The following is a 25141-nucleotide window of genomic DNA, read 5'->3' as shown; positions in this document are numbered from 1 at the left end:
GAATGAATCGGGGATCAGCGAGGCCGGGGGCGTTTAGGGGAGCAGGCGTTTCAGTGCGGCGTTTCGAACGTCCGCATCATGGAATTCGAGACTGCGAAAGTAGCGATCCGTTTCACGCAGCGGTCGGTTCGGATCGGCGATCAACGAGACCATGGCGTCCGCTGCTTTGGGAGCCCGGATTCGCCACACGAGATCCCGGCCGGACGGCGTATCCCAGCGACCGTTGACGGCGTCCAGGTAGGCGTCGAAGCAGGCTTCGGGGCGAACGTCGCTGCCGATCCCGAGGGCTTCCAGGTACCAGCGATCCCGGCCGTCGTAGGCCGACGCCAGTTCGGCCCACAGCGCCGGCATGGCGTCGCTGGTGTCGTAGCGGAGCGCGACGGCCAACTCGCGACGCACCGCCACCGATTCATCGTCGGCCGCGTCGGCCAACCACCGTGACGGTTGGTCGGTCAGCTGTTTGGCCAAACGGATCGCCGTGATGCGAAGGTTCGGATCGGAATCGGCCAGTGCCATGCTCACATAGTGCTCTCCGCGTCCGTCGATCTTGCCGAGCAACCACAGCGCGCGGGCTCGCAACCGTGGATTGGAATCGGCATACAGCTCCAACAACTCGGCTTCGGCATCGCGGCCCATCGCGTGCAACGATCGCCAGGCTCGCGCGCGCACGGCCGAGTTCGGGTTTCGTAGCGCTTCGACCGCACCGCCGGCGGTGGTGAAGTCGAACGTCGGGACGGTGTAGTCGGAACCGGGAGGTGCGAGTCGAAACAGCCGTCCGCGATCCGAGTCGCCTTGATTGTGTCCTCCCACGCCGGGATCGTACCAATCGGTCACGAACAGCGATCCGTCCGGTGCCGTGCAGACATCGGCCGGTCGGAACCAGCGATCGGTCGTTCCCGTCATCAGCGGTTCGATCGTCGCGGTGTATCCGGCGCCGTCGGGTGTCGCGGGATAGGCGCGGACCATGTTGGGGCCGGGGTCACAGTGGATGATCTGGTCCCAAAAACGTTGCGGCAACAAACGGCCTTCGTAAAAGCAGATGCCGCTGGGCGACCCGGCGCCGGTTTGCAGCATGTTGGGGACGACACCGGGATCGTTCAGGTGCCAATGGCGGTGCATGATTTCGGCTTCTTGATTGATCCGTTCTTCGCGCCAGCCGCCGCCGGTGACTTCATCGCGATAGCCGTAGTTGCCGTGTTCCATGACAAAGTTGATGCGCGTGCCGCGGTTGCCGTCATCGTCGTTGTCGCTTTGCCAGAGCGTGCCGAACGAATCGACGGTGGTTTCCCAGTTGTTGCGAAAGTTGTGCGCCAGGACTTCGAAATTGGAACCGTCCAGATCGCATCGAAACGGCATGCCGCCGTACAGCGGTGCCCCGTTGTCGATGACGGGTCGGCCGTGAATGTCGATGACCGTTTCGCCATTGGGGTCTTTGACTTGTTCGCCCGTGTTGCCGAAGTTCCAGTAGAGTTTTCCGTCGGGGCCGAACAGGAAAGAGTGGCCCGAGTGGTCGTGTTGGGGATTGCCGACGCCGGTGAACATGGCGGTCTTGCTGTCCGGCACGTCATCGCCATCGGTGTCGACGAAACGCCAGACGTTGGGCGAGGCGGTGACGATGACGTCGGTGCCGGTTGCATTTTCAAGCACGCAGATGCCCATCGCCGAATCGATGTCGCGGCCCTGATAAAAGGTCTTCGCGTCGTCCATGACTCCATCCCCATCGGTGTCCTCCAGGATCATGATCCGATCGCCTTCGGGGCGCGCGCCTTGATTGCGGCGATAGTTCATCACGTCACAGACCCAGACGCGTCCGCGCGAGTCGATATCCAAGTTGGTCAGGCTGCGGAGCATCGGCTCGCTGGCCGCCAGGGTCGCTTCCAGACCTTCGGCGATCGTGATGCCGCTGATCGCGTTGGCGGGATCCCGTGGGTCGCCCGCGTTGGTGAGGGCGGTCGGCTCGGCGGACTCAGTTATCTTTTTTTTTTGCGCCGTCAATTGAAACCGCTTGGCGGTTGCTTGTTCATCAAAGTCTTTAGGGCGTTCATAGTCTTGGTCTTCCAGCAGACGCTTGATCCCGATCGGTTCGTCACCCAGTGAGGATCCGTCCGGGCCGATGGATTCGCCCGCGGTCCAGAGGATCGCGTTGGTCACCAAACGTCGCACGTCGTCGTTGCCCCAGTTCCAATGGTAGTGCCCGCCGGTGAAGCCGAAGGAACGGCCGCCGTCGGGTCGATCGTAAGCCCAGGCGACCGTTTGGGGTTCGCCCGCGGCAACACTCTTGCGAACATGGGGGTTGCCATGGTGTGGCCCGTCGGGACGTTTCATGGTGTGATCGGGGGCGACCGCGGAGAGGATCGGCGTGACTTTTCCGAGTTCCGTGAAACGCAGGTGAAAGTACCACTCGTCGTCGGTGGCGAAGGGCTCAACGCCACGTGTGATGGGGTGATCGGGCAGTGATTTGAAGTCCGCCACCCAGTGTGGATTGACGCTGTAGTTGATTTCGAAGTGGCCGCCGAGAAGCTCTTCCCAGTCTTTGCCCGATTCCCCTGGAAGCATCTCGACCGCGTAGTGCAAACACACCAATCCGGTCCCCTCGGCGAGACGTTTCCGCAGTTGGTCGCGATGGTTCATTGCGACGTGCCGCCCGCCGCCGTCGCTGTAAATCACGATCGTGTCGGCGGCGGCGATTTGTTCGTCCGAAGGCCAACCGCGCACGACGGTGACCCGGGCGTTGTCGCTGCTCTGTTGGATCGCGTCTTGCAGGATTCGAAGCCCCGCAAAGTGTTCGTGTGCGCCGTAGCGGTGCGAGGGCGGGCCGGCGACCATCAGGATCTGTTTGATCTCCGCATCCGCCGCGTCCGCCGGGGCGGCGGCCAGGCCGAGGGCAAGACAAAACGTCAAGGGTGCCAGGACGGGAACGAGCCATGATCGATGTCGACGCAGCATTACGAAAGGCCTCACGAGGCGGGCGGGGCAGGAAGTGGGCAGAGGGGAGCGATCCGACGACGCCGAATTAACGGCGCCGCAACCGCCCTAGTCTAGCAGCAACGGTCGGGGCCGGGGAGCCAGTTGAGAGTACTGAGTACCCAGTACCCAGTACCCAGTACCCAGTACCCAGAAACCAGAAACCTGAAACCAGAAACCAGAAACCAGAAACCAGAAACCAGAAACCAGAAACCAGAAACCAGAAACCAGAAACCTGAAACCTGAAACCTGAAACCTGAAACCCGAAACCCGAAACCCGAAACCCGAAACCTGTCTTGTGGTTGACTTGGGTGGCTTGATGGGTTCGAACTAATGCATGGAAATCGATCGACAACGCATTCAAGACGACTTGCGGGGCATCGTGCGCGGCGACGTGCTGTGCGATGCCGTGTCGACGACGTTGTACGCGACCGACGCGAGCATCTATGAAATCCAGCCGGTCGGCGTGGTTCGGCCGCGTTCGGCGGCCGATGTGGTCGCGTTGGTGCAGTACGCCGGCGAGCAGGATTTGCCGATCCACCCGCGGGGCAGCGGCAGCGGGGTGGCGGGGGAGTCGGTCGGGCCTGGATTGGTGGTCGATTTTTCGCGTTACATGCGACGGATGCAGTTCGATCCGCTCAAGTCGCTCGCGACCGTGCAGGCGGGCTTGCCGATCGCCGAGCTCAATCGCAATCTCAAACCACTGGGCCGCTGGTACGGACCGGACCCGGCGACCCGCAGCATCACGACGATGGGCAGTGTGCTGGCGATCAACGCCTCGGGCAGCCACTACTTGCGCAGCGGTTCGGCCCGCGACAACATCGAATCGTTGCGTTTCGTCACCGTGGACGGCGAATTGTTGGACGTCTCGAAGCATCATCCCGACGATCCGGGAACGGTGGGCCGACTGGCCCGCGGGTTGATGGAGATCCAGACGCAATATCAGGACTGTTTGGAAAAACTGAACGACGCACCCCCGGCCCGCGGCGGCTATCGATTTGATGGCCTGGTCGACGACCTGGGCCGAGTCGATTTGGCGAAGTTTCTGGTGGGGACCCAAGGAACGCTCGGGCTGATCGTGGACGCCACGGTTCAGACGGAGCCGATTCCGAAGCATCGCGGGGTCGTGATGCTGTTCTTCCATCGTTTGGAATCGGCGGCCCGGTGCGCCGTGCGGTCGCTCGGTTATGGACCGGTCGCGTGCGACCTGATGGGGCGACGGCTGCTGGGGATCGCGCGCGAAACCGAGCGGCAATTTGAAGCGGTCTTGCCGCAGGAGGCCGAAGCGATGTTGTTGCTGGAGCTTCAGGGAGACTCGCTTACCGAACTGACCGATCGGATTGAGATTCTGCGCGATGATTTGTCGCGTGGGCCCGACGCCGCATTCGTCGCCCATTCGGCGACCGATCAGGCCACCCGAGATCAGTTCTGGGCGTTGTGTCGTCGCGTCACGCCGCGGCTGAGCCGATTGAAGGGGCCGGGGATGCCGATCCCGTTCACCGAGGACATCGCGGTGCCGGCGGAGATGTTGCCCGAGGCGTTGGCGGCGATTCAAAAGACGTTGCGGGACAACCAATGCACGGCGACGGTGTTTGCTCATGCCGGCCACGGTCATCTGCATGTGCGGCCGTTTGTCGATTTGTCGTCCGCCGACGAACGCAAGAAGATCCGTCGGGTCGCCGAACAGGTGGCCGAAGTCGTATGGCGATTCAAGGGGCACGTCAGTGTCGAGCATGCCGCCGGGCTCAGTCGCAGCGCGTTGTTGCCCAAACAGTTCGGTGAGTTTTGGCCGGCGATGGGGCAGATCAAACGGCTGTTTGATCCCCATCATCGGTTGAACCCGGGAAAGCTGTTCGGGGCCGTCCTGCAACAGCCCAACGAAAACATTCGCCCGATCGGTGAGACCATCGAGGTCACGTCGGAGACGCGAACGCTGATCAAGGCCGCCGACCGAATCGTCCAGGCGGCGCGGATTCAAAATACCGCCGTCCCCGAGTTGCCGGTCCTGCAGCAGTGGTCGCCCAGCGAGATGATCGACGTGGTGGCCGAGTCGTGTAACGGCTGCGCCCGCTGCAGAACGACGGCGAGTTCCGAGCGGCAATGTCCCGTGTTTCGCACCACGCGTAGCGAAGAGGCGTCGCCACGCGCCAAGGCGAACTTGTTGCGCGGCGTGTTGAGCGGAAAAATTGATCCCGAAACCCTCACCGGCGATCGGGCCAAAGCCGTCGCGGACTTGTGTTTCAATTGCCATCAGTGCCGTTTGGAATGTCCCGCCAGCGTCGACATTCCGAAAATTGTCGGTGAATTGAAGGCTCAATATGTTGCGACCAATGGGCAACCGCTGTCCGACCGATTGATCTGCCGGCTCGATCTCATCGCGGCGATCGGCTCTCGGATTCCTTGGTTTTCCAATCGGTTGATCCGCAATGGACTCACCCGCTGGCTGGCCGACAAGTTGTTCGGATTGACGTCATCGCGCGAATTACCGCCGATCGCATCGAGCAGCTTCATGCGTTATTCCGCGCGCCGCCGCTGGACCAAGCAACCGGCCGGCGAAGGCGCCAAGGTGCTTTATTTTGTCGACCACTATGCAAACTATCACGATCCCGACCTCGGTCGCGCATTGGCCGAGATCTTGCAACAGAACGGGATCGCGATTTACGTCCCGACGTCGCAGTCCGGCAGCGGGATGGCGCGGATCACGGCGGGGGATTTGAAAGGCGCACGCCGCATCGCACGCAGGAATGTGCGGATGTTGGCCGAGGCGGTTCGATCGGGCTACCAAATCGTTGCCACCGAACCGGCGGCCGTACTTTGCTTGAAACATGAGTACCCCAATCTGCTGGACGACGAAGACGCCCATCTGGTGGCCAAAAACTCTTTCGAAGCCTGCGAGTTTCTACGCGGCCTGCACGCCGACGGAAAACTCGATCGCGAGTTTCAAGCCGTCGACCTGGATTTCGCCTACCACCGGCCCTGCCATTTGCGGGTCTTGGATCCGGACATCGCGTCGATCGAATTGTTGAAATTGATTCCGGGATTGAGTGTTCAACATGTCGAAGCCGGATGCAGCGGGATGGCCGGGACCTGGGGATTGCAGCGAAAGAACTATCGCAATAGTCTGCGAATCGGTTGGCCGATGATTTCGGCCCTGCGGCATAGCGGGGCGCAGCTTGCGTGCACCGAATGCAGCGCCTGTAAAATGCAGATCCAACACGGGACCGACCTGCAAACCCTTCACCCCCTCAAGCTGCTCGCGTTCGCCTATGGCCGATTGCCGAAGGTCGGCGAGGAGCTCGGATTGCCACCCGGATGACGTCCACCGCACCGTTGCGTATTCTGCTGTTTGCCGGTGTCCGTGATGCCGCCGGTTGCGACGTCGCGAACGTCGCGGTCGATCACCCGGTGACCGCGGCAAAGGTCATCGAGTCCGTGGCGGCACAGATCCCCGCGGCGGCCCCGTTGATCGGCGTCAGCCGGTTGGCCGTCGATGGCCGCTACGTCGGCCCGGATCATGTGATCCGACACGCCGATGTGGAACTCGCGTTGATCCCACCGGTCAGTGGTGGTTAGGTCGTGGCGGCTAGGTCGTGGTGGTTAGGCCAGTGGCGGCTTTTCATTCCCGGAAACGTGTTGATGATATTCATTCGCCTTGTCCAGACGCCGATCGAGCTTGCCGATTGGTCATCCAAAATCGATGATCCCGATACGGGGGCGCACGCCTGGTTCGCCGGAGTGACGCGTCGAAAAACGACGACGGCTGCGGGGGCCGTCCGCATCACCAAGACGCTTCATTACCAGGCTCATGAATCGATGGCGGAGGCTCAGTTGTTCCAGCTCGCCGAAGAAGCGAAACAGCGGTATTCCTTGGCCGCGGTGGTGATCGTGCATCGCTTGGGTGAAGTGCCGATCGGTCAGGCAAGTGTCTTGGTCGGATGCAGCAGCGCCCACCGTCGCGACGCCTTTGCCGCCCTGCCCTGGATGATGGACCGGTTGAAAGCCGACGTGCCGATTTGGAAACGCGAAACCTACCTGGACGAATCGACCGAGTGGATTCATCCATGAATCGCCGTATCTACCTGGACCATGCCGCGACGTGTTTTCCCAAGTCAGCGGTCGTGCTCGATGCGATGCACGCGTTCTCGGTGCGGGAGGAAGCCGCCGCCGGCCGGGGAGCCTATCGGGCCTCGCGAAACGCCGGAGAGATCATCGCTCGGTTGCGGCGTGAGATTGCAACCTGGATCGGCGCCGCCAGCGACCAAGAGATCTCACTTCACGCCGGCGGCACGGCAGCCTTGAACGCGGCGCTGTTGGGGATCTTGCGACCCGGCGATCACGTCGTCACCACGGCGGCCGAACACAACAGTGTGCTCCGTCCCCTGCAACACCTGGTCGCCAACCAGACGGTCACGTGGACCGTCGTGCCGGTCGATCCGCACGGTCAAGTCGACGCAGCGGATGTCATCGCGGCCATCACGCCCCAGACACGGATGGTGTCGATCGTTCATGCCGCCAATGTCAATGGAGCGCTGCAGCCGGTCGAGGCAATCGGGCGTCGGCTACACGCCCAGTTCGCCGACGCCGACAAACCGCTGTTGATGAGCGATGCGGCGCAAACGTTTGGCCATGTACCGCTTTCCGTCTCTCAGGCTCACCTCGACGTGCTGGCCGCTCCCGGGCACAAGGGAGGCGCCGGACCGCTCGGAACCGGGTTCTTGTACGTCCGTCGCGAGGTCCAGGATCGGATTCGTCCGACGGTGTTTGGTGGCACCGGGACGCGCTCCGAATCGCTGGAAATGCCGCACGATTACCCGGCCAGTTTCGAGGCCGGCAACATGAACGTGCCGGCCTATGCCGGATGGTTGGCCGGGCTGCGTGACCGTTGTGATGGCTCCTCGCCGCCACAGGCACTCGAGCGTTCGCGGACTCTGATGGCGGAGCTGTCGTCCGAACTCTATCGGGGACTGGAATCGATCCCCGGCGTTCGCATGATCGGTCGTCCCCACGCACCTGTGTTGCCGGTGGCCAGCATCGCGATCGATGGTCTTCCGGCCAGCGACGTCGCAATGATTCTAGACAGTGAATTCGGCATCGAAGTCCGTTCGGGATTGCACTGCGCGGCGTTGATCCACGGGGCGATCGATTCACCGTCCGATGGAACCGTGCGGATCAGCTGCGCCGAATCGACGACGACGGAGGAGTTGGAATGTTTGTTCAACGCGTTGGCGGAACTGTGTAGGTGATGCTGTGCATCACACAACGGCGGTCTCCCGTCACCGCCGGCCTGGATTGGCCGAAAAATGACGGGCAGAAAAATTCCGGCGTGGGGCACCAGACAAGAAAATAGATGACAAGAAAATGGAGTCCGAGAGTCTGACGAAGCCGGGATCGGATCCACGTCTATTTTCTTGTCAGCCATTTTCCTGTCGATTTCCTTCCTGTCCGGCGGGGCTCCGGTCACTCGCCGAACACGACGGCTTGGTACAGGTGGAAGGTGCCTTTGCCGTCCAAGCCGATCCGGATGTATTGCGCCTTGGTGTCGGCGGGGAAATCGATCATCCACTCGCCCTTGAGTTTGTCGGCTTTCCAAACTTGCTCGTACGTTTGGCCGTCCATGCTGACCCAGACCGTCAGCCCCTTGGCGCGGGAATGGAATTGGCTGGACAAACGGTTTCGCAGCAACAGGTGCTTGAGCGTCGCCGGTTCGTTCAACCGAATGGTGACCTCAGGCGACTGCACCTCGTGGTCGCTGTGGAAGGCAAAATCAAAGTCTTCGCGGCCGACGGCAGTGAGCAACAAGTGGGGGTCGGAGTTCCAGGTGCCGTTGCCGAAATGCCGGCCCAGCTTGATCGCCGCGTCATGGGAGATTTCCGTCACCCCTTGGTGCGACCGCAGTTTCGGCTCGGTGCGGTATTTGGCGCTGGTCCATCCGCGACGCGACACCTTGCTGATCGCACGTTGCGAGGAGAGGTAGGCGAGCAAGTCCAGCACTTGGATCGGCGCGATTTGTTTGACCAGTCCTTCGGGCATCGAGCTGGCCTTCATCGGTTTTTCGATTTCGATGTCATCGAGCGGGATATCGATCTGTTTTCCATTGGCGATCCCCAGCGAAAGGGTGTCATCGGTTTTGGCGATCACAAATCCGTTAAAGGTATCACCGTCGACGGTCAAGATATTGACCGTCTCGTAGCCTTTGCTGATCTCGGCATTGGGCATCACGATCGAACGGATGATTTTTTCTTTGTCGAATCGCGATCCGATATCGGACAGGTCGGGGCCGAACTTTTTGCCCAGCTCACCGATCTGGTGACAGGCCGAACAGACTTGTTTGAACACGTCTTCCCCGCGACCGGCGTTTCCGCCTCGCAGCCCGGCCAGGGTTTTGATGGCCGCGGTTCGGTCCGCGTCGGATGCATCGACGTCGTCGGCGATTTCGAGCGGGATGACGGCCGCGCCGCCAGGGCCGGACATGCGTTTAAATCGCAAGAAGTAATTCTTGGCTTGCTCGGTACTGTTGGCCAGGAAGTTGTCGGATGTTTGAGCTTCCGACCACGCGGGCTCCAACGCGTGCAAGGTGTGTTCGAGGGTGTAATCGATCCAGTAATCGACCGGATGATCGGTCACCGCCAACGCCAATTCGGTCGCGTCGGGGGTTTCCAGGAAGCTGATGCCACGCAGGGCTTCCAGCCGAACGCGCGGGTGCGGATCGGAGGTTGCCGCGGCCAGATAGTCGTGGGCGGCATCGATCCGCAGGATTTCGTTGGTGACAGTATGAATGGCCGCGGCACGGGCTCGGTAGTCGTCTGAGGCCAAGATGCGGTCGATCAAATCCGTGTCGACGCTGCGAAAGCTTTCTTGAATCCACATCGCTTCGCACAGCCGTTGCGGATCCTCCGTGTCGGCGATCCAAGTTGCGACCGCTGCACGCACTTTGTCTTGCGGGCGGTCACGCAAAACACGTCGCACGCGATAGCGGGTTCGCAGCTCGGGCACCAACAGTTGGTCCAGCAATTCGGCTTCGCTAAGTTGGGTTAAATCGACGATCGGCAACAGCGGTTTGTGTTTGTTGACCAGACGATAGACACGTCCGTGCGTGTGGTCTCGGTTCGGGTCACGTTGGGAGTATTGCATGTGACCGATCAACGCGTTGCACCAATCGCCGAACCAAACCGCTCCATCGGGTCCGATTTTGGGATCGACGGGGCGAAAGATCATGTCGGTCGAGGACAGCAGGTCGGTGATCCGTTCACCCTCGTAGCCGGCACCGTCGCTCTCGTCGCGAAGATTGAATCGCGGCATGCCGTGCATGTTGATCACGCAGGCATAGATGAATTGTCCTTGCATCTCGTCGGGCAGATGTCGTGACAACAGAAACTCGTTGCCGACGGCCGGACGCATGCCTTCGTTGTCAAAGACCGGTCGGAGCGTCTTGCGGGTATCGACCTCTTTGCCGGCCAAGGGGGCGATCCAATGTTGTTTCGCGTTCGTGCCGTCGCCGACGATCCCGTTGCCCCAGGGGTCAAAGACCAGGCACCAGGGGTTACCGTAACCCGGTGTGCGATAGTGGAGGACCCGTTGCGAGATCGGGTCAAAGACATAGGCACCGGCGGTGCTTTTGTTGCGGAACGGACCCCAGGGCGTTTCCAGCGTCGTCGACAGCGAGACGCCTTCGAGCATGTGCAGCAGGCCGCCGTGGGAAAATTCCCAGGCGCCCATCGTGTGGTGGGTGTCGTCGGTGGCGATGCCGTCGAGCAACTGAATCACTTCGTCGGCTTGATCATCGCCGTCGGTGTCTTTGAGAAACAGAATTCGTGGTTCGTCGACCACCAGAACGCCGCCGTCGTAAAACTCGAATCCGGTCGGACAGATCAGTTTGTCGTAGAACGTTTTGCAGACGTCCGCTTTGCCGTCGCCGTCGGTGTCTTCGAAAATCAACAGCCGGTCGTTCGGCGGCGCCGCGCCCGGTTGCCATTGCGGGTAGTTGGCCATGCACGACACCCACAAGCGGCCCTGGGCGTCGAAGGCGATTTGATTGGGGTTGGCCAGTTCGGGGAATTCACGTTCGGACGCGAATAGTTGGACTTCCATCCCATCGGGAATGGTCATCATGTCGATCGATTCTTCGGGCGTCGGGTAAACGAGTTCCTCGGGTTCGCGCATCTTGCGAAAATTCTCGTCGCGCGTCCCGAACATCGTTTCGGGAATGACCACCTCGCCGGTGCCCGAATCGTCCGGCCGGTCGGCGACCGGTTTGCCCTGGGCCAGGTCCCAGATGTACTGATCACGTCTGGCGACCATCTCCCGAATCTTGCGGTATTCGCTCGGAAAGGTCTCGGTGTCCCAGGTCCGGCGACCGCCGTACACGTACCAGCCGTTGAGCATGCGGTAGTCTTGCAGGTGCAGCCACGATTTGTCGTTGACCCACTTTTGCACCCTCCGGAACCGGTCGTCGTCAAACGTTTGCGAATCGCTGAACAGTGCCCGATCGAGCAACTGCGAGACCCAACGGTCACCGCGCTGATTCAGATGCAGTCCGTTGATCGTGTATTGGGTTCCCGGTTCGGCGTCGAAAGCTGCTTTGGATTCGGTGAACAGGTCGACGAAAGGCAGGTTTTCTTCGGCAGCCAGTTTTTCGATGGCGTCGCGATAGATCTTTAGCGCCGCGTTGCGTTCGCCGGCGTCGGGATGCAGGGGATGGCCGGTGGATTCAAACGCGATCGGGCTGACGAGCACGAATTGTGCGTTGCCGCCGGAATAGGTCGCGTTGGTCTGGGACAGATAGTCGCGGTAGGCGGCGATGAAGGCGGCGACGGTCGCGTCGTCCGTGCCGGCGTACGACTCGTTGGCGCCGAAGAAACACAGGTAGGCTTCGGGGCCAAAGACGGCGAGCGGGTCGTCGATCTTGGTGTAGCTGCCCGGCCGCTGGCGGTTGCCGACTTCATCGGCCGGCCAACAGAAATTGCGGAACCGGATGTTCGTTCCGGCGTGTCGCAACTGCAGTCGGGTTTCAAAATTCCCGTACAAATTCATCCGCTCGCCGAGCGAGTTGCCGACCAGTGCCAGCTTGATGCCCTCACGCAGCTGCAGTGCGGGCGAGTCCGCCGATGCGACCGGGGACGTGGCAAGAAGCTGGCATGCCGCCAGGAGGACGAAAAGGGATGCCGAGAGATAGCCGAGACGTCTCATGGGGTACCTGGATAGGAGTGCTAGGACGGGAATCGATCGCGAAAACGAAATGGAACGCGTTTCGGATCGGCCCCGATCAGGAGGCGGGATTCAACAGAACGGACAGACATCCACGTTCCGGACCCACAGTATAACCCGCCGCCGAGTAAAAACGTCACCCGGTATTTGTCGCCCTGCCGCCAACAAACGCTTCACCGTGTTGTCCACGGGGGTTGCGGCGAAGCCAACTGTCCAAGCCGAACGACGCCGGCGGCGGAGATTCTTGCGGGGCGAACATTGTCATGGATCCGGCGGCGCGGATCGGCATGAAAAATTTAAAGTCACCAACGCTAAGCAGCAGCTATGCTTGGCGCGACCGACCCGAAACGACCATTGATCCTCGAACAGAGAACACCACCAAGCATGGGCTCGCATGATGAACCCTCCGACCCGCCGGGGCCGCCGGATTCGTTGGCAAAGCCGAATGGGCGGTCAATGTCGAGCGGATGGATCAGGGCTTGGGCGGTTGGTATCGCCGCCGCCGGCGTGTTGGCATTGCTGCTGATCGTCTGGACGGGAGTGGACGGGGGAAGGTCGCCGGCGGAGCGTGCCGCAACCAGCCTGGCCATGCCGGTCGCGCTGATCTGGCTGCTGTTGTTCGCCGGCACGATCGCTGGTGGGATCCGCAGGCAAACGCGGTTGACGACCTTGTTCGCGATCGCTTGGTTGACCGTGGGAATCACGTTCAATGGCTCGGTCGCCGGGCGGTTTTTACGTTCGCATGAGTATCCGGCGGCAACGGATCCGGCGGCCGGTCTGAATGCCAGATTGGATGCGGTGGTCTTGCTCGGTGGCTACGCGGCCGACAACCGCTTCGGCGTTCCCCAGCTCGGCAGCGACGGCCAGCGGCTGCTGCTTGCGGCCCAGCTATGGCATGCGGGGAAGACAAAAACGCTGATCAGCACCGGAACGGCAGCCGGGGATGCCCGGGACCCGTCGCGGATCGGGCGTGAGCTGTTGACGTCCATCGGTGTTCCCGATCACGTCATTTTCGAGGTGCCGGGTTTAAACACCGACGCGGAAATGGTGCAGTTGAAGGCTTTTTTTGAGGACCCGCCGGATGACTGGCGACAGCTGGTCGGTTGGACGAGGGGTGGATCTCAGATGGAACCGCGTTCGGGTGGTCCCTCGATCGGGTTGGTCACTTCGGCTGTCCATCTGTCCCGGGCGATGCGATTGGCCGAGAAGAGGGGGCTGGCGTTTTTGCCGTTGGGTTGCGATTTCAATGGCCGGCCGGCCGGCCGGTTCGAGCCCCGCAGTTTGATCCCCTCCGCGGGCGCAGGCAAAACGTTTGCGATCGCATTAAAGGAGCAACTGGCGCGAATTGTGGGAAGGTGAAAGGGGGGGGAGTAATGCCCGCAAAACTCGTGATGACGCGAGATTTCGATTGGGAATTCACTTGTCACACCCGTAGAATGAGGTAGCAACAAACCATTGGGGCCTCTCGCGAGGTGTCATGGATCCGCTCAGTGAGTTTTTTAGCAAATTGAGCCGGCGGAGAGCCGCCAAAACAGATTTTTTGTTTCACCAAGTTGACATGATTTCGAGTTTAGAGTGAGAAATCGACGATTTTTGGGTACTTCGGTGACAAATGTCGTCCATTTTCTCCCTTTGGGGGTGTGACAAGACCGTCCAGACGTGGTGACCGACTCTATGTCTGTGTGCGAATATCGGTCATACTCCCGGCCACTCGTAATTAGTAGCAAAGCACGCTCCAGGATGGATCGAGTTCCAAACTGGTGGTGTGGGGGCGGTGAATGGCTGCAAGCCGACATTGTTGTTCTGGAGACGAATGTTCCTGGAGGAACCGAGGAAAGACGATGGTGCGGCAGGATGCCGAGTGGTCAGGACGTTGTCCGGTTCGCCAGCCGAGTGCAGGCGAGACGAGCAGCACGTAAGAGGAAGGGGTGTGGTTGGATAACAACCAAGGCGCCCAAGCATTTGTAATTTCACATTTCTTGCCTTGCGAATTGAATTCCCCCTATCGGGTCGTGATAGTTTTCGCGGGGTACAGAAAACCCAAACCCCTGGAATCAGAAAGGAGATTCTATGAGTAAGAATCTATTAGTTGTTGACGACCATTTGGTCATTCGGATGGGCCTGAAGTCGATGTTGGAAGGGACCGATTTGGTGGTCGCCGAAGAAGCCTGTAACGCGGCGGAAGCCTTGGCTGCCGTCGAGCGATCGGTACCGGATTGTGTGCTGATGGACATTCGCATGGACGGCGGCGATGGCCTGAACACGTTGGGACGATTGAAACTCGATCACCCCGATCTGCCGATCGTCCTGTATTCGGCTTACGACAATCCGACCTACATCGCCCGTGCGGTCGCCCTCGGGGCAGCCGGCTACGTGCTCAAATCGGCACCGCGTGACCGATTGATCGATGCCTTGAACACGGCCGCGAGCGGTGAATCGGCATGGACCCGCGAAGAACTGCGACGCGTCACCGGTGCACTGGCGACCCCGCGATTGAGCCAAGAATTGGACGTCCCGTTGACGCATCGCGAAAGCGAAGTGCTTCGTCAGATGGCTCAAGGCTTGACCAACAAAGAGATCGCCAAGATGCTCGGCATCAGCTACGAGACGGTCAAGGAACACGTCCAGCACATCTTGCGCAAGATCGGCGTGACCGACCGCACGCAAGCGGCTGTCTGGGCCGTGCGAAAGAACTTGGTTTGACCCCGACGTCGAACCATCGAGCCCCAAACGGCCGTCTTTGCCGATGCAAGACGGCCGTTTTTTTATTTGCGGTTTCGCCAGCGATGGCTCGCCGCGCGGTACACCGTCTTTGCACCCAACTGTTGCGAGAGCTGGTCGACGACTTGATCGACCTTTCGTTCGGCTTGCTTCTGCTGTTGGTCATCGAACAGGGAAAGCTGCACCGGTCGGTCCCAGGCAACCAGCGATCCGAGTGACACCCCCAGCAGCCGCACCGCACGCGGTTCGCTGCGTCGCATCTGATCGAGTAGCTCCGAAGCGATTTGGATGACGTCGGCCGTCTGGTCGGTCGGTGATCCGGTGCTGCGTGATTTCGTGAACGTCTTAAAATCTTCACGCCGGTACTTTAGCGTGATCGTGGCCGCTTTTTGTTTGCTCATCCGCAGTCGCATCGTCGTCTGTTCGCACAGAAAGCAGACGACCGCGTGCAGCAGTTCGGCATCGGTCTGGTCATCTGAAAACGTCCGCTCGTGGCTGATCTGTTTGGCATGGCGGTCCGGCACGACGGCGCGGGAGTCGATGCCGTTGGCCAATTTCCAGAGATGGTTTCCCCAATCACCGAGATGGGACGCCAGCAACGCGGGATCGTAGCGGCGGATGTCGCGAATCGTTCTCAGTCCCAAGCGGTGCAGCCGATGCTGCCCGACCGAGCCGACTCCCCAGAGTTTTTCAACCGGCAGCGGGTCCAAGAACGAAATCAATTCCGACTCGTCGACGACGACAAAGCCGTTCGGCTTGTCCAGATCACTGGCAATCTTGGCGACAAACTTTCGCGGCGCGATGCCGACGCTGGCGGTCAGTCTCAGTTCGTCTTGAATCGCATCCTTGATGCGACGCCCGATCGTTTCGGCATCGCCATGCAAACGCTCGGTGCCGGAAACATCCAGAAACGCTTCGTCCAGTGACAACGGTTGGATGACGGGTGTGAACCGTCCAAAAATGTCACGAACCTGTCGGCCCACGTCGACATAGTGAGACATCCGTCCGCGGACGAACACGGCATGGGGGCAAAGCTCGGCGGCGCGACGGCCCGGCATCGCGCTGTGAATCCCGTACTCGCGGGCTTCATAGCTGGCCGCCGCCACGACGCCACGCCCGGTCTTGCTGCCCCCGACGACCACCGGTTGGCCTTTCAGTTCCGGATGATCACGCTGTTCGATCGACGCATAAAAAGCGTCCATGTCGATGTGCAAGATCATGAGGCGGATGCCGAAGAATATCGCATGCGACCACGCAGAATCGTCGTCTTGATCCAGCGATCGTCCCAGGCAAACATCAACGTCGACAGCGGCTGGGGCGAGTCCAACCAGGGCGTGTCCGGTCGGATGACCAGCAGATCGGCGGAGCAACCGACAGCGACGCGACCGCTGTCGTTCCATCCCAAGGCTTCCGCATTCCCGGCGGTGATCTGGTGCCAAGCCTGAGCCGCTGTCGGGATCCACGCTGAATCATCGACCCCGCGACCGGCGTCCATCGAAACACGTACTGCCGTTTCAATCATCGCGCGGCCGACGCGAACCATGCTGCGTTCGAAACCCGCGCCGATGTCGCTGCCGAGCGTCAACGTGATCCCACGGGAAAGGTGCGAATGACGGTTCATCATCCCGCTGCCGAGAAAGGAATTGGCCGTCGGGCAGTGGGCGATCATGCCGCCCAGTTGTGCCAGACGTTTTTGAGACGCCGAATCGAGGTAAATGCCATGGCCGAAAATGCTGCGTCGCGTCACCAGTCCGGCGGCGGCGTAAACGTCAAGATAATCTCTGCCGCCAAAACGCTGGGCGACGGCGTCGCATTCGGCGACCGTTTCCGCCAAATGAGTTTGGATGATGGCTCCGTGCGATGCGGCCAGGCTGCCCGCATGCTCTAGCAGGGTTTCGCTGCACGAGAGCGCAAAGCGGGGTGTGACGGCGGCCGCCATCCGCTGGTCGGCCGGAAATTGCTCCAGCGTGCGAGCCACTTCGTCGGCCAACTGTTCCGGCGGACGCAACAATTCCGGCGGCGCGTCCCGGTCCATCATCACTTGGCCGATCACGCCGCGAAATCCAATCTCACGAAATGCTTTCAAAGCCGTCATCGCCGCGTCATGGGCCACGGTGGCGTAGGCACAAACGCCGGTGGTTCCGACGGCCAGGCATTGTCGCGCCACCCGATCGATCATCGCTTGAGCAAAACCGAGATCGTTCCAGCATCGTTCGGCAGGGAAAATCACTTCCCGCAGCCAGGGCAACAATCGCAATCCGGCCGCACCGATGGCGTCAAACTGGGGCAGATGAAGGTGGGTGTCGATGAATCCGGGGCAAATCAGGGTGTCAAAATCACCATGATCGACCGTGCCGGGCACGTTTCCGAATTCGACGCCGACGATCCGGTCCTCGGCAATCTCGACGACTCCCGGTCGGATCGTGGCATGCCCGTCGGGCCCGGACTGCAGGATTTGGCCGCCAAGCGTGATCATCGTGACCGGATTTTTCAGTTGAGTTGGACGTTTGGGAGGGGGAATGCCGGACGCGAAGTTTTCCGAATCGGAATATCTTGCCAGGCTTGCCGAGACTTTGGGGTCGTTACTTGTTGTGGCAATCATGCCTGATGGACGGATTCGATGCCAGTATCGCGGTCAGTTTGACTGTAGGGGATGCAACGGGGGCGACGATCACCAGGGATGAGCGGAGGAAGCGCTCTTGGAGTTCCGTTCTGTTTGCCGTTGACCTATGTACGCCTAAAGGTGTTGCCCGTGCACCGTTTGAAAACCGTTGTCACCCCCGTCGCCGTCGGTCTCAGACGAGCTCTGAGTCTAAAGCTGGTCGCGGCGATTGCCGTTTCGACCGCATGTGCCCAAACGCCCCAGTATCGTCCGTCTCAGGCCGTCCCCGGCACTGCGCCGTCGCGAATGCCGTCGATGGACGCCGAAGCCTACCAGCGGTATGTGCAGGGGACGACCGGCACTGCTGCCAATTCGATGATTCGCACGGTTGCCGCGACGTCCCCAGCCACTTCGATCGGCGATTCCCCGCAACTGCGTAAACTGGCCGTGCCGGCCGCCCACGCCGACGCGATCGCGACGACGCTCAGTCTACGCTATCAAGATTTGCCCGGCGTCACGATTTCGCCCGATCCGGCGAACAGCCAATTGGTGATCATGGCGCCGGCCAACACCCAGGCGGTGATCGCATCGCAAGTCAAAACGCTGGTCGCCGGCGCGGTGCGCCAGGCATCCTCGGTGACGGCCAGCCCCGTCAGCGTGCGACTGCAGAACATCTCCTGGCGTGAATTCGAACGCGACTTGAAACAGGCCGCCGGACAAGATGTTCCGATGACGACCCGCAACAACGGCAACCAGGTCACGTTCCAGATGAACGTGCCGCTGATGCAGGGGACGCTGGTCGAAGTCGACCGCCGGCAAAACCAAGTCACCGTCCGGGCACCCGATCCCGCCATCCCCGGCTGGGAGAAAATGATCAGCGCTTTGGATCGAGTTCCCAATCGTTACGACGACGTCACCCAAGTGCACCGGCTGCAAAAAGCCGACATGGCACCGGTGCAACGGACCATGCGATTGCTCCGCGCCCTCCGCGGCGACGGGATGTCCAATCCCAACCCCAGCGTGTTCCGCAACGCGGTGATGCAAGCCGATCAAGGCAGTGCACCGGGTGCGGGTGACCAAGGCGGATTGCCCGCCGGCGGTGATGCCGCCGCTGAAGGGGCTGGACCGCTGGGCGATGTGCAAATCGAATACGTTCCCGAACTGGGCCAGATCATCGTCAAGGGTGCGACCCGAGACGTTCAACGTGTGATGGAATTGATCAAAGAGATCGAATCCAAGGCAGAACTGACCCAGCCCGATTCGAAGGTCGTCGCGCTCAAGCACGCCGATGCTAACGCGGTCGCCGAGCTGTTGACACAGCTCTACGACGACGTGCTGTCGACGCGCCAAGGCGACGTCAGCATCACCTCGCTGGACAGCCCCAACGCGTTGTTGTTGATCGGTCGCGCCGAAGCGATTGCGTCGTTGGAAGAACTGATCAACAAGATCGACCAGCCTGTGGAAGAAGCCAGCCGGCTGCGTGTGTTCCGACTTCAGAACGCCTCGGCCGTGGATGCTCAAGATGCCATTTTGACCTTCTTTAGCAATCGGCCCGGGATCGAAGAAGACGTCCGCAACGGTCTGGGACCGCGTGTCCGGATTTCGGCCGACTATCGCACCAACTCGCTGATTGTTAGTGCCGCGCCGCGTGACATGACCGAGGTGACTCGGCTGATCAACGAGCTGGACGTCGAAAAGACTCCGGCGACCAGTGAACTGCGAGTCTTCCCGCTCAACAACGCCGTTGCCGAAGACTTGGCCACCACGTTGCAAGACGCCTTCGCGGCCGGTGAAGTCGCCACCGCGGGCGATGCCACCGCACCGTCGACCTCGCTTTCGATCTTGACGGTCGACAGCGACGAGCGACGGATGGTGGAATCCGGCATCTTGGCCGGAGCGACGATCACGGCGGAAACGAATTCCAACTCGATCGTCGTTCGTGCCCCTTCGTCGAGCATGCCGTTGATCGCCGAACTGATCCGTCAATTGGACAAAGCCCCCGGCATCGATTCGCTGGTGAAAGTGTTCACGATCGAAAACGGTGACGCGGCTCAGTTGGCCGCCTCGCTGGAGACCCTGTTTGGATCGGACGCGGCCACCAGCGGAACCAGTGTCGGTGGCGCCAACGCCGCCGGATTGCCATCGGCCACCGCATCATCGGACAGTTCGCTCGTGCCGCTGCGTTTCTCGACCGACATCCGCACCAACAGCATCGTGGCCAGCGGATCGTCGTCGGACCTGGAAGTCGTCGAAAGCATCTTGCTGCGACTCGATAGCGAAGGGTTCGCCGAACGGATCACCGAAGTGATTTGGCTGAAGAACAACGAAGCGACGTTGGTCGCCGCGGCGATCACCAACTACGTCAACGAACGTCAGCAATCGCAAACCACGATCCAGCAATACCAGCAAGGCCTGGGCCCCTACGATCTTCTCGATCGCGACATCGTGGCGATCGCCGAAGAGAACTTCAACAGCATCCTGTTGAGCGTCTCGCCGCGACTGTACGAAGAAGTTCGATTGCTGATCGAGCGGCTGGACCGTCGACGCCCGATGGTGTTGATCAAGGTGTTGCTAGCCGAGGTCACTTTGGAAGATGCGTTTGAGATCGGCACCGAACTCGGTTTGCAGGACTCGCTGGCCTTCAGCCGCGGTCAAGCTGTTTCGGATGTTCCCGGCAGCGCGGCGGCCGGAACGCCTGGTTTTAACTTCAACGATGCAGGCGTGCCGAACATCAACGATTTGAACCAGAGTAGTCTCGCCGCCAGTACCGTGTCCACATTCGGACTCGGCCAAAGCAACCCGGCCATCGGCTACGGTGGATTCGTGCTTAACGCAGCCAGCGAGTCGGTCAGTCTGCTGTTCCGCACCTTGCAAGACGCCGGTCGGGCACAGATTCTCAGCCGGCCGCAACTGATGACGGCCGACAATACAGAGTCGCTGATCAATGTCGGTCGACAGATCGCACGGTTCCGTGGCAGCACGGTGACCAACAACACGGTGACGCAAAACATCGAAGACATCACCGTCGGTTTGATCTTGAACATTCGCCCGCGTGTCGGAAGCGACGGAACGATTCTGATGGAAGTCAACATCACACGGTCTGACCGCGATACCGCCAACGGAACGACCGTGCCTGATGGCGACGGAGGAACCGTTGTGATTGACGACATTGTTGACACCACGGCCCAAGTCACACTGTCGACGATGAGCGGCCAAACCGTGATCATGGGTGGACTGATTCAGAAGCTTCGCGCCAACAGAAGTCGCCGTCTTCCCTACCTGTCGAACATTCCGCTGTTGGGCAATCTGTTCAAGTACGACTTTGAGGCCGAGGAACGTCGTGAGACCTTGATCGTGTTGACACCGATGCTGGTCACCGGCGAACAGGACTTGGAGTACATCAAGCAAACCGAATCGAGTCGAATGAGTTGGTGCTTGGCCGACGTGGTGGAAGCTCACGGTGACGTCGGCTTGAGCGGCGGCTACGGATTGTGGGGACCGGCCATCGGCCCGACGATCTACCCCGACGTGCACCCGACGATCGACGGAGAAGTCGTCGTCAGCGAACTGCCCCCGGGCGTGATCACCGACCAGAAAAAGCCTGTTGTCGGTCAGCCGGCCGGCGAGTCGATTTTGAATCCGAGTTTCGATGCAGGGAATCTGGCACCGGCCGACCGCAGCAATTCACTGCCCGCACCGCGGCCCGATGTGAACCAGTCTTCGTTCCAAATGCCGGCAGGCATGATCGGAAGTGAAGCCGATCAGACGCTACCGGCCGGTTGGGTCAACCAAGCCCGGCAGTAAGCGATATCAATCAGCGGAAAAAGAGTGGGAGAGGCTTCCAGCCTGTCGAACCTGACCTGTCAGGTCGGAAGCCTCTCCCACTGCTTGGACCCACAACACCATTACCACCCGATCCTTCACGAACGATCTGAATCGATATGTCACACACAGCACGCAGCACCAAAGCATTGGCCGTCGCCGTTCTCGCTGCCGGGTCGCTCGTCGCCGGCGGATGCACCAGCCCGGCGACTCGGGGCGATTCAAAACTCGCCAACTTTTTCGAAACGCCTCAGTGGATGAAAAAGGCTCCCTGGTCCAAGAGCGAGGACGAGCCGCCGACTCCTTATCCCGGTCCGGTCAAGATGGCGACGACCTGGTCGCCCGATGTGCTGGTCCAAACCGGCAAGACGCCGACGCGTGGTTTCGGCGGACGTTTGTTCTTCTTTGATGAAAAGACGAAAGCGGTTCCGGTCGAGGGGACGCTGACGGTGCACGGTTTCGAAATCGGGACCGACGGCAACGATTCGCAAGTCAAGCCGTTTAAATTCACGCCGGAACAATTCACCAAGCATTTTAGCCAAAGTGATTTCGGGGCCAGCTATAGCATCTGGATTCCCTGGGACGCCGCCGGCGGCGAAGAAAAGCGAATTTCACTGGTTCCCACCTTCCAAACCACCGAAGGCAAGATCGTCCAAGGCAGTCCGACCAAGGTGATTCTGCCCGGTCGCAAGCCCCATCACGAAGCCGGCGTGGCAAAAAGTTATCTGTCGCCCCAGTACCGCGGACACCAAGATGCGATCGCGCAGCATGCGACGCGTCCGAGCGGTCTGGTGACCACGACGATTCGGCGTCATTCCACATCGCCGGATGCAACGACCACGCTGCCCAGCGGATCGTTGCAGGACCGCGTCAACGCGATCGCGGCGACGTATCGAAGTGCGACCAGCGACGGCAGCACACCGTTCATCGATGTCCCGTCGACGGCCCCGACATTCGCTTCACCAACACCCGACGTGATGCCGGCCAGTGCGGTGATGTCGGGCCAGGGAAGCAACCCGGTGCGATCGGCCGGCGCGGCGGTGACCGCACCGCGTCGCATCCAATCGCCCGTCACGGAAAGCGACAGGTAACCGATGAGCCGACGTCGATCAAAAGCCGAACAGCGTCCCGAAGGGCCGCCCTGGCGCGTGCTGATGCACGACGTCATCTTTGAATCGGACACGCCCGCCGGTTGGGCGTTCGACGTCGGACTATTGCTGGCCATTTTGACGAGCGTCACACTGGTGGCGGTCGAAACGATCCCCTCGGTCGCCCAGCGGAACTGGTTGATTCTGGGCCGGTTCGAATGGTTTCTGACGATCCTGTTTACGATCGAGTACGGCGCGCGGCTGGCCTGTGCCAAACACCCGCTGCGGTACGCCGTCAGTTTCTGGGGCGTGATCGATCTGCTCAGCGTGTTGCCGACCTATGTCGGGTTCTTTTTCGTCGAAAGCGACGCGAATTCGTTCGTCATCCTCCGCAGCATTCGACTGCTCCGTGCGTTCCGCGTGCTGAAGCTGTGGCGGATGATGGACGACGCCGAGGAACTGTCGCAAGCGATTTGGAAAGCCCGGCACAAGATCATCGTGTTCTTGATCGTGGTCTTGGTCGCCGTGACCATCAGCGGCACGTTGATGTATTTTGTCGAAAACGTCATCCCGCGGATGACACGGGGAGAATCGCCGCTGGACGATTCGGAATTCGTCGCCAGCCAATTTGATTCCATTCCCCAAGCGATGTACTGGGCCATCGTGACGATGACGACGGTCGGCTATGGCGACATCGTGCCCAAAACGACGATCGGTAAGTTTATCTCCGCGACACTGATTCTGCTCGGTTACAGTCTGATCATCGTGCCCAGCGGGTTTGTCACCGCCGAGTTGACCTCCAGAAAGTCCAGCGAACCCGACGACGAAACGGCCTGTCCCCGCTGTGCGACCGTCGAACACCCTGGCGAAGCGGTCTACTGCTATCGCTGCGGCGAAAGGCTGGCGGCAGAGGGCTGATCGGTTGCGTGCGTCTCACGATCGGTCTGGCGTCCGGGCACCCCGGTGCCATCGGAACGTGGATGCCCTGATTCATGTCACCCTCCCTGCCAGGAGGGTGACTTTAAAACTGCAAAACCATCGCTGGACATCTTGGTAAACTGCTGCTTTACCGACGCGTCGCATCCATTGATACCGATCCTATGAAATCCGCTTTCCGAACCCTCGCCACGATTCCGTTGCTGTTCTGTTTTTGCAGCCTTGCGTCATGCGATCAGCCGCAGGCGAAATCCACCACCGGTGAGACGCCTGTTGCAACCGCGGCGATTCCCCTGATGGAACTCGGCGATGTGGATTGGCCACGCTTGCTGGGGAAGAACTTTGACGGTGTCGCCGAAGTTTCCGGCGTCGCATTTGACTGGAGCAGACCGCCGGAGATTGCCTGGCGGCTGCCCGTCGGCGATGGGTACGGGCTCGGGTGCGTCGTCGACGGACGTTACTATCACGCCGACGCCGTCCGCAGCGACCAACCGTCCGGCGGGCGGCAGATGGTGGAGCGGTTGCGGGCGTTTGATTTAAACGATGCCAGCTTGATCTGGTCGGTCGAGCGTCCGCTGGAGTACCGAGACCTGTACGGTTACGAAACCGGTCCGCGGGGGACGCCGACCAGCGACGGCAAATCGATCGTCACCTTCGGATGTGACGGCGAATTGTGCTGTCGCGATCTCACCGACGGCACGCTGAAATGGAGTGTCTCGACCAACAAACAATACGGCGTGGTCCAAAATTTCTTCGGCGTCGGATCCTCGCCGTTGCTGTTGGATTCGATGGTGATCGTTCCGGTCGGCGGCAGTCCCCCGGAAGACCAACAGATCGCCCCAGGACGACTCGATCGCGTGATCCCCAACGGATCGGCGCTGGTCGCGTTTGATTTGGCCAGCGGCGACGAGGTTTGGAAATGCGGTGATGACCTGGCCAGCTACAGCAGCCCCCGTACGATGAAGATCGGCGATCAAACGGTCGTGCTGCTGTATGCCCGCAATCAGTTGTTGGCCGTCGACCCGTCGGCCGGCAAGGTGTTGTGGACGGTGCCGCATCGTGCGGACATGCTGGAAAGTGTCAACGCGATGATGCCGGTGGTCGACGGCGATCGGGTCTTCATCAGCGAGTGTTATCAGGTCGGCAGCCGGTTGTTGAGGGTATCAGCAGAGGAGCCGACCACGCTCTGGCTGGATCCGCCCAAAAATCGTCGCGCCCAGGCGATGCGCTGCCATTGGTCGACGCCGATCTTGGTGGACGGTTTTTTGTATGGTTGCAGCGGACGCAACAATCCGGACAGCGATTTTCGTTGTATCGAATTGGCCAGCGGCGAGCTGCAATGGAGCGACGATCGGGGGATGCGAACGTCTCTCACCCGCGTCGGCGAGCACTTGATCGTGTGGGACGAATACGGGCGGATGGAAATCGTCCGTCCCAATCCCGACAAGCTGGAGATCGTCGCCGAATACGATTTCAGCGACACGCTTCGGACCCCCTGCTGGGCGGCACCGATGGTCGTCGGCAATCGAATGCTGGTCCGCGGCGACCGTCACGTGTTGTGCTTGGCGATTCCCACCCGGTGACTCGCTACACCAATCGAGTTGGGCATGTTAGGATCGGCAGGGAACGCCGCGAGAATGCGGGCGGTGACCGTTGGTGTCTAGCCTTCAGGGACCGTCCAGCTTAAGGCGATCGCGTTTCCGGGTACGATGGCCCTTCCGGGCCGTCGTCCGTTGGACTCCCGACGACGACCTGGAAAGGACGTCGTACAACGGTCCGCTGACCACATCACACTCAATCGACC

At 60.6% G+C, this 25141-nt stretch carries 14 protein-coding genes; 10 read left to right on the top strand and 4 right to left on the bottom strand.

Translation table 11 applies throughout. The features are described from left to right. Nucleotides 1-33: 33 nt before the first annotated feature. The gene (locus Enr13x_RS29580) at nucleotides 34-2946 is read right to left on the bottom strand and encodes a PVC-type heme-binding CxxCH protein (protein ID WP_145390435.1); all 2913 of its coding nucleotides are present in this window, start codon (nucleotides 2944-2946) and stop codon (nucleotides 34-36) included. Nucleotides 2947-3301: 355 nt separating this feature from the next. Between Enr13x_RS29580 and Enr13x_RS29575 the strand changes: the two genes are divergently transcribed. From Enr13x_RS29575 to Enr13x_RS29560, 4 genes are all read left to right on the top strand, one after another. Then, nucleotides 3302-6280, top strand: coding sequence for an anaerobic glycerol-3-phosphate dehydrogenase subunit C (locus Enr13x_RS29575; protein WP_145390434.1), 2979 nt, complete (start codon nucleotides 3302-3304; stop codon nucleotides 6278-6280). Further along, nucleotides 6277-6537 (top strand): MoaD/ThiS family protein, encoded by a 261-nt coding sequence (locus tag Enr13x_RS29570; RefSeq protein WP_145390433.1) that lies wholly within the window; start codon nucleotides 6277-6279, stop codon nucleotides 6535-6537. Before Enr13x_RS29575 ends, Enr13x_RS29570 begins: the two co-directional genes overlap by 4 nt. A gap of 63 nt (nucleotides 6538-6600) precedes the next feature. Further along, complete coding sequence (locus Enr13x_RS29565; protein ID WP_145392756.1) at nucleotides 6601-7029, top strand: molybdenum cofactor biosynthesis protein MoaE; 429 nt, start codon at nucleotides 6601-6603, stop codon at nucleotides 7027-7029. Then, nucleotides 7026-8207 carry an aminotransferase class V-fold PLP-dependent enzyme gene (locus Enr13x_RS29560; RefSeq protein ID WP_145390432.1) on the top strand — a complete coding sequence of 394 codons (1182 nt, stop codon included), beginning with the start codon at nucleotides 7026-7028 and terminating at the stop codon, nucleotides 8205-8207. The genes Enr13x_RS29565 and Enr13x_RS29560 overlap by 4 nt, the downstream gene beginning before the upstream one ends. A 214-nt stretch (nucleotides 8208-8421) precedes the next feature. Here the strand turns inward: Enr13x_RS29560 and Enr13x_RS29555 are convergent, their stop codons facing one another. Beyond that, nucleotides 8422-12150, bottom strand: a complete 3729-nt coding sequence (locus Enr13x_RS29555; protein ID WP_145390431.1) for a PVC-type heme-binding CxxCH protein — start codon at nucleotides 12148-12150, stop codon at nucleotides 8422-8424. A 474-nt stretch (nucleotides 12151-12624) separates the two neighbouring features. On the opposite strand from Enr13x_RS29555, the gene Enr13x_RS29550 reads away from it, so the two are divergent. Both Enr13x_RS29550 and Enr13x_RS29545 read left to right on the top strand, forming a co-directional pair. Then, on the top strand, nucleotides 12625-13527 hold the full coding sequence (locus tag Enr13x_RS29550; protein ID WP_197455448.1) for a YdcF family protein: 903 nt from the start codon (nucleotides 12625-12627) through the stop codon (nucleotides 13525-13527). A 711-nt stretch (nucleotides 13528-14238) separates the two neighbouring features. Then, the gene (locus Enr13x_RS29545) at nucleotides 14239-14871 is read left to right on the top strand and encodes a response regulator (protein WP_145390429.1); all 633 of its coding nucleotides are present in this window, start codon (nucleotides 14239-14241) and stop codon (nucleotides 14869-14871) included. Between the two features lie 62 nt (nucleotides 14872-14933). Here the strand turns inward: Enr13x_RS29545 and dinB are convergent, their stop codons facing one another. Further along, nucleotides 14934-16109, bottom strand: coding sequence for a DNA polymerase IV (dinB, locus tag Enr13x_RS29540; RefSeq protein ID WP_145390428.1), 1176 nt, complete (start codon nucleotides 16107-16109; stop codon nucleotides 14934-14936). Then, on the bottom strand, nucleotides 16106-17491 hold the full coding sequence (locus Enr13x_RS29535) for an amidohydrolase family protein (protein WP_145390427.1): 1386 nt from the start codon (nucleotides 17489-17491) through the stop codon (nucleotides 16106-16108). Before Enr13x_RS29535 ends, dinB begins: the two co-directional genes overlap by 4 nt. Nucleotides 17492-17641: 150 nt before the next feature. Between Enr13x_RS29535 and Enr13x_RS29530 the strand changes: the two genes are divergently transcribed. The 4 genes from Enr13x_RS29530 (at nucleotide 17642) to Enr13x_RS29515 (ending at nucleotide 24920) form a co-directional block, all read left to right on the top strand. Continuing rightward, complete coding sequence (locus Enr13x_RS29530; protein WP_231743850.1) at nucleotides 17642-21295, top strand: secretin N-terminal domain-containing protein; 3654 nt, start codon at nucleotides 17642-17644, stop codon at nucleotides 21293-21295. A 137-nt stretch (nucleotides 21296-21432) separates the two neighbouring features. Beyond that, a complete protein-coding gene (locus tag Enr13x_RS29525) occupies nucleotides 21433-22404 on the top strand; it encodes a hypothetical protein (protein ID WP_145390426.1) in 972 nt (323 codons plus the stop codon). A 3-nt stretch (nucleotides 22405-22407) separates the two neighbouring features. Beyond that, on the top strand, nucleotides 22408-23319 hold the full coding sequence (locus Enr13x_RS29520) for an ion transporter (protein WP_145390425.1): 912 nt from the start codon (nucleotides 22408-22410) through the stop codon (nucleotides 23317-23319). A gap of 182 nt (nucleotides 23320-23501) precedes the next feature. Further along, entirely contained in the window at nucleotides 23502-24920 is a 1419-nt protein-coding gene (locus tag Enr13x_RS29515) for a PQQ-binding-like beta-propeller repeat protein (protein ID WP_231743849.1), read from the top strand. Nucleotides 24921-25141 lie beyond the last annotated feature (221 nt).

It is taken from the genome of Stieleria neptunia, assembly GCF_007754155.1.
Lineage (GTDB): Bacteria > Planctomycetota > Planctomycetia > Pirellulales > Pirellulaceae > Stieleria > Stieleria neptunia.
This window is presented reverse-complemented; position numbering and strand designations above follow the sequence as displayed.

Bases quoted from the DNA above. Each gene is read 5' to 3' on its own strand.
- dinB (WP_145390428.1), bottom strand. From the start codon at position 16,109: ATGATCTTGCACATCGACATGGACGCTTTTTATGCGTCGATCGAACAG.
- Enr13x_RS29520 (WP_145390425.1), top strand. From the start codon at position 22,408: ATGAGCCGACGTCGATCAAAAGCCGAACAGCGTCCCGAAGGGCCGCCC.
- Enr13x_RS29575 (WP_145390434.1), top strand. From the start codon at position 3,302: ATGGAAATCGATCGACAACGCATTCAAGACGACTTGCGGGGCATCGTG.
- Enr13x_RS29545 (WP_145390429.1), top strand. From the start codon at position 14,239: ATGAGTAAGAATCTATTAGTTGTTGACGACCATTTGGTCATTCGGATG.
- Enr13x_RS29550 (WP_197455448.1), top strand. From the start codon at position 12,625: ATGTCGAGCGGATGGATCAGGGCTTGGGCGGTTGGTATCGCCGCCGCC.
- Enr13x_RS29580 (WP_145390435.1), bottom strand. From the start codon at position 2,946: ATGCTGCGTCGACATCGATCATGGCTCGTTCCCGTCCTGGCACCCTTG.
- Enr13x_RS29570 (WP_145390433.1), top strand. From the start codon at position 6,277: ATGACGTCCACCGCACCGTTGCGTATTCTGCTGTTTGCCGGTGTCCGT.
- Enr13x_RS29565 (WP_145392756.1), top strand. From the start codon at position 6,601: ATGATATTCATTCGCCTTGTCCAGACGCCGATCGAGCTTGCCGATTGG.
- Enr13x_RS29535 (WP_145390427.1), bottom strand. From the start codon at position 17,491: ATGATTGCCACAACAAGTAACGACCCCAAAGTCTCGGCAAGCCTGGCA.
- Enr13x_RS29525 (WP_145390426.1), top strand. From the start codon at position 21,433: ATGTCACACACAGCACGCAGCACCAAAGCATTGGCCGTCGCCGTTCTC.
- Enr13x_RS29560 (WP_145390432.1), top strand. From the start codon at position 7,026: ATGAATCGCCGTATCTACCTGGACCATGCCGCGACGTGTTTTCCCAAG.
- Enr13x_RS29515 (WP_231743849.1), top strand. From the start codon at position 23,502: ATGAAATCCGCTTTCCGAACCCTCGCCACGATTCCGTTGCTGTTCTGT.
- Enr13x_RS29555 (WP_145390431.1), bottom strand. From the start codon at position 12,150: ATGAGACGTCTCGGCTATCTCTCGGCATCCCTTTTCGTCCTCCTGGCG.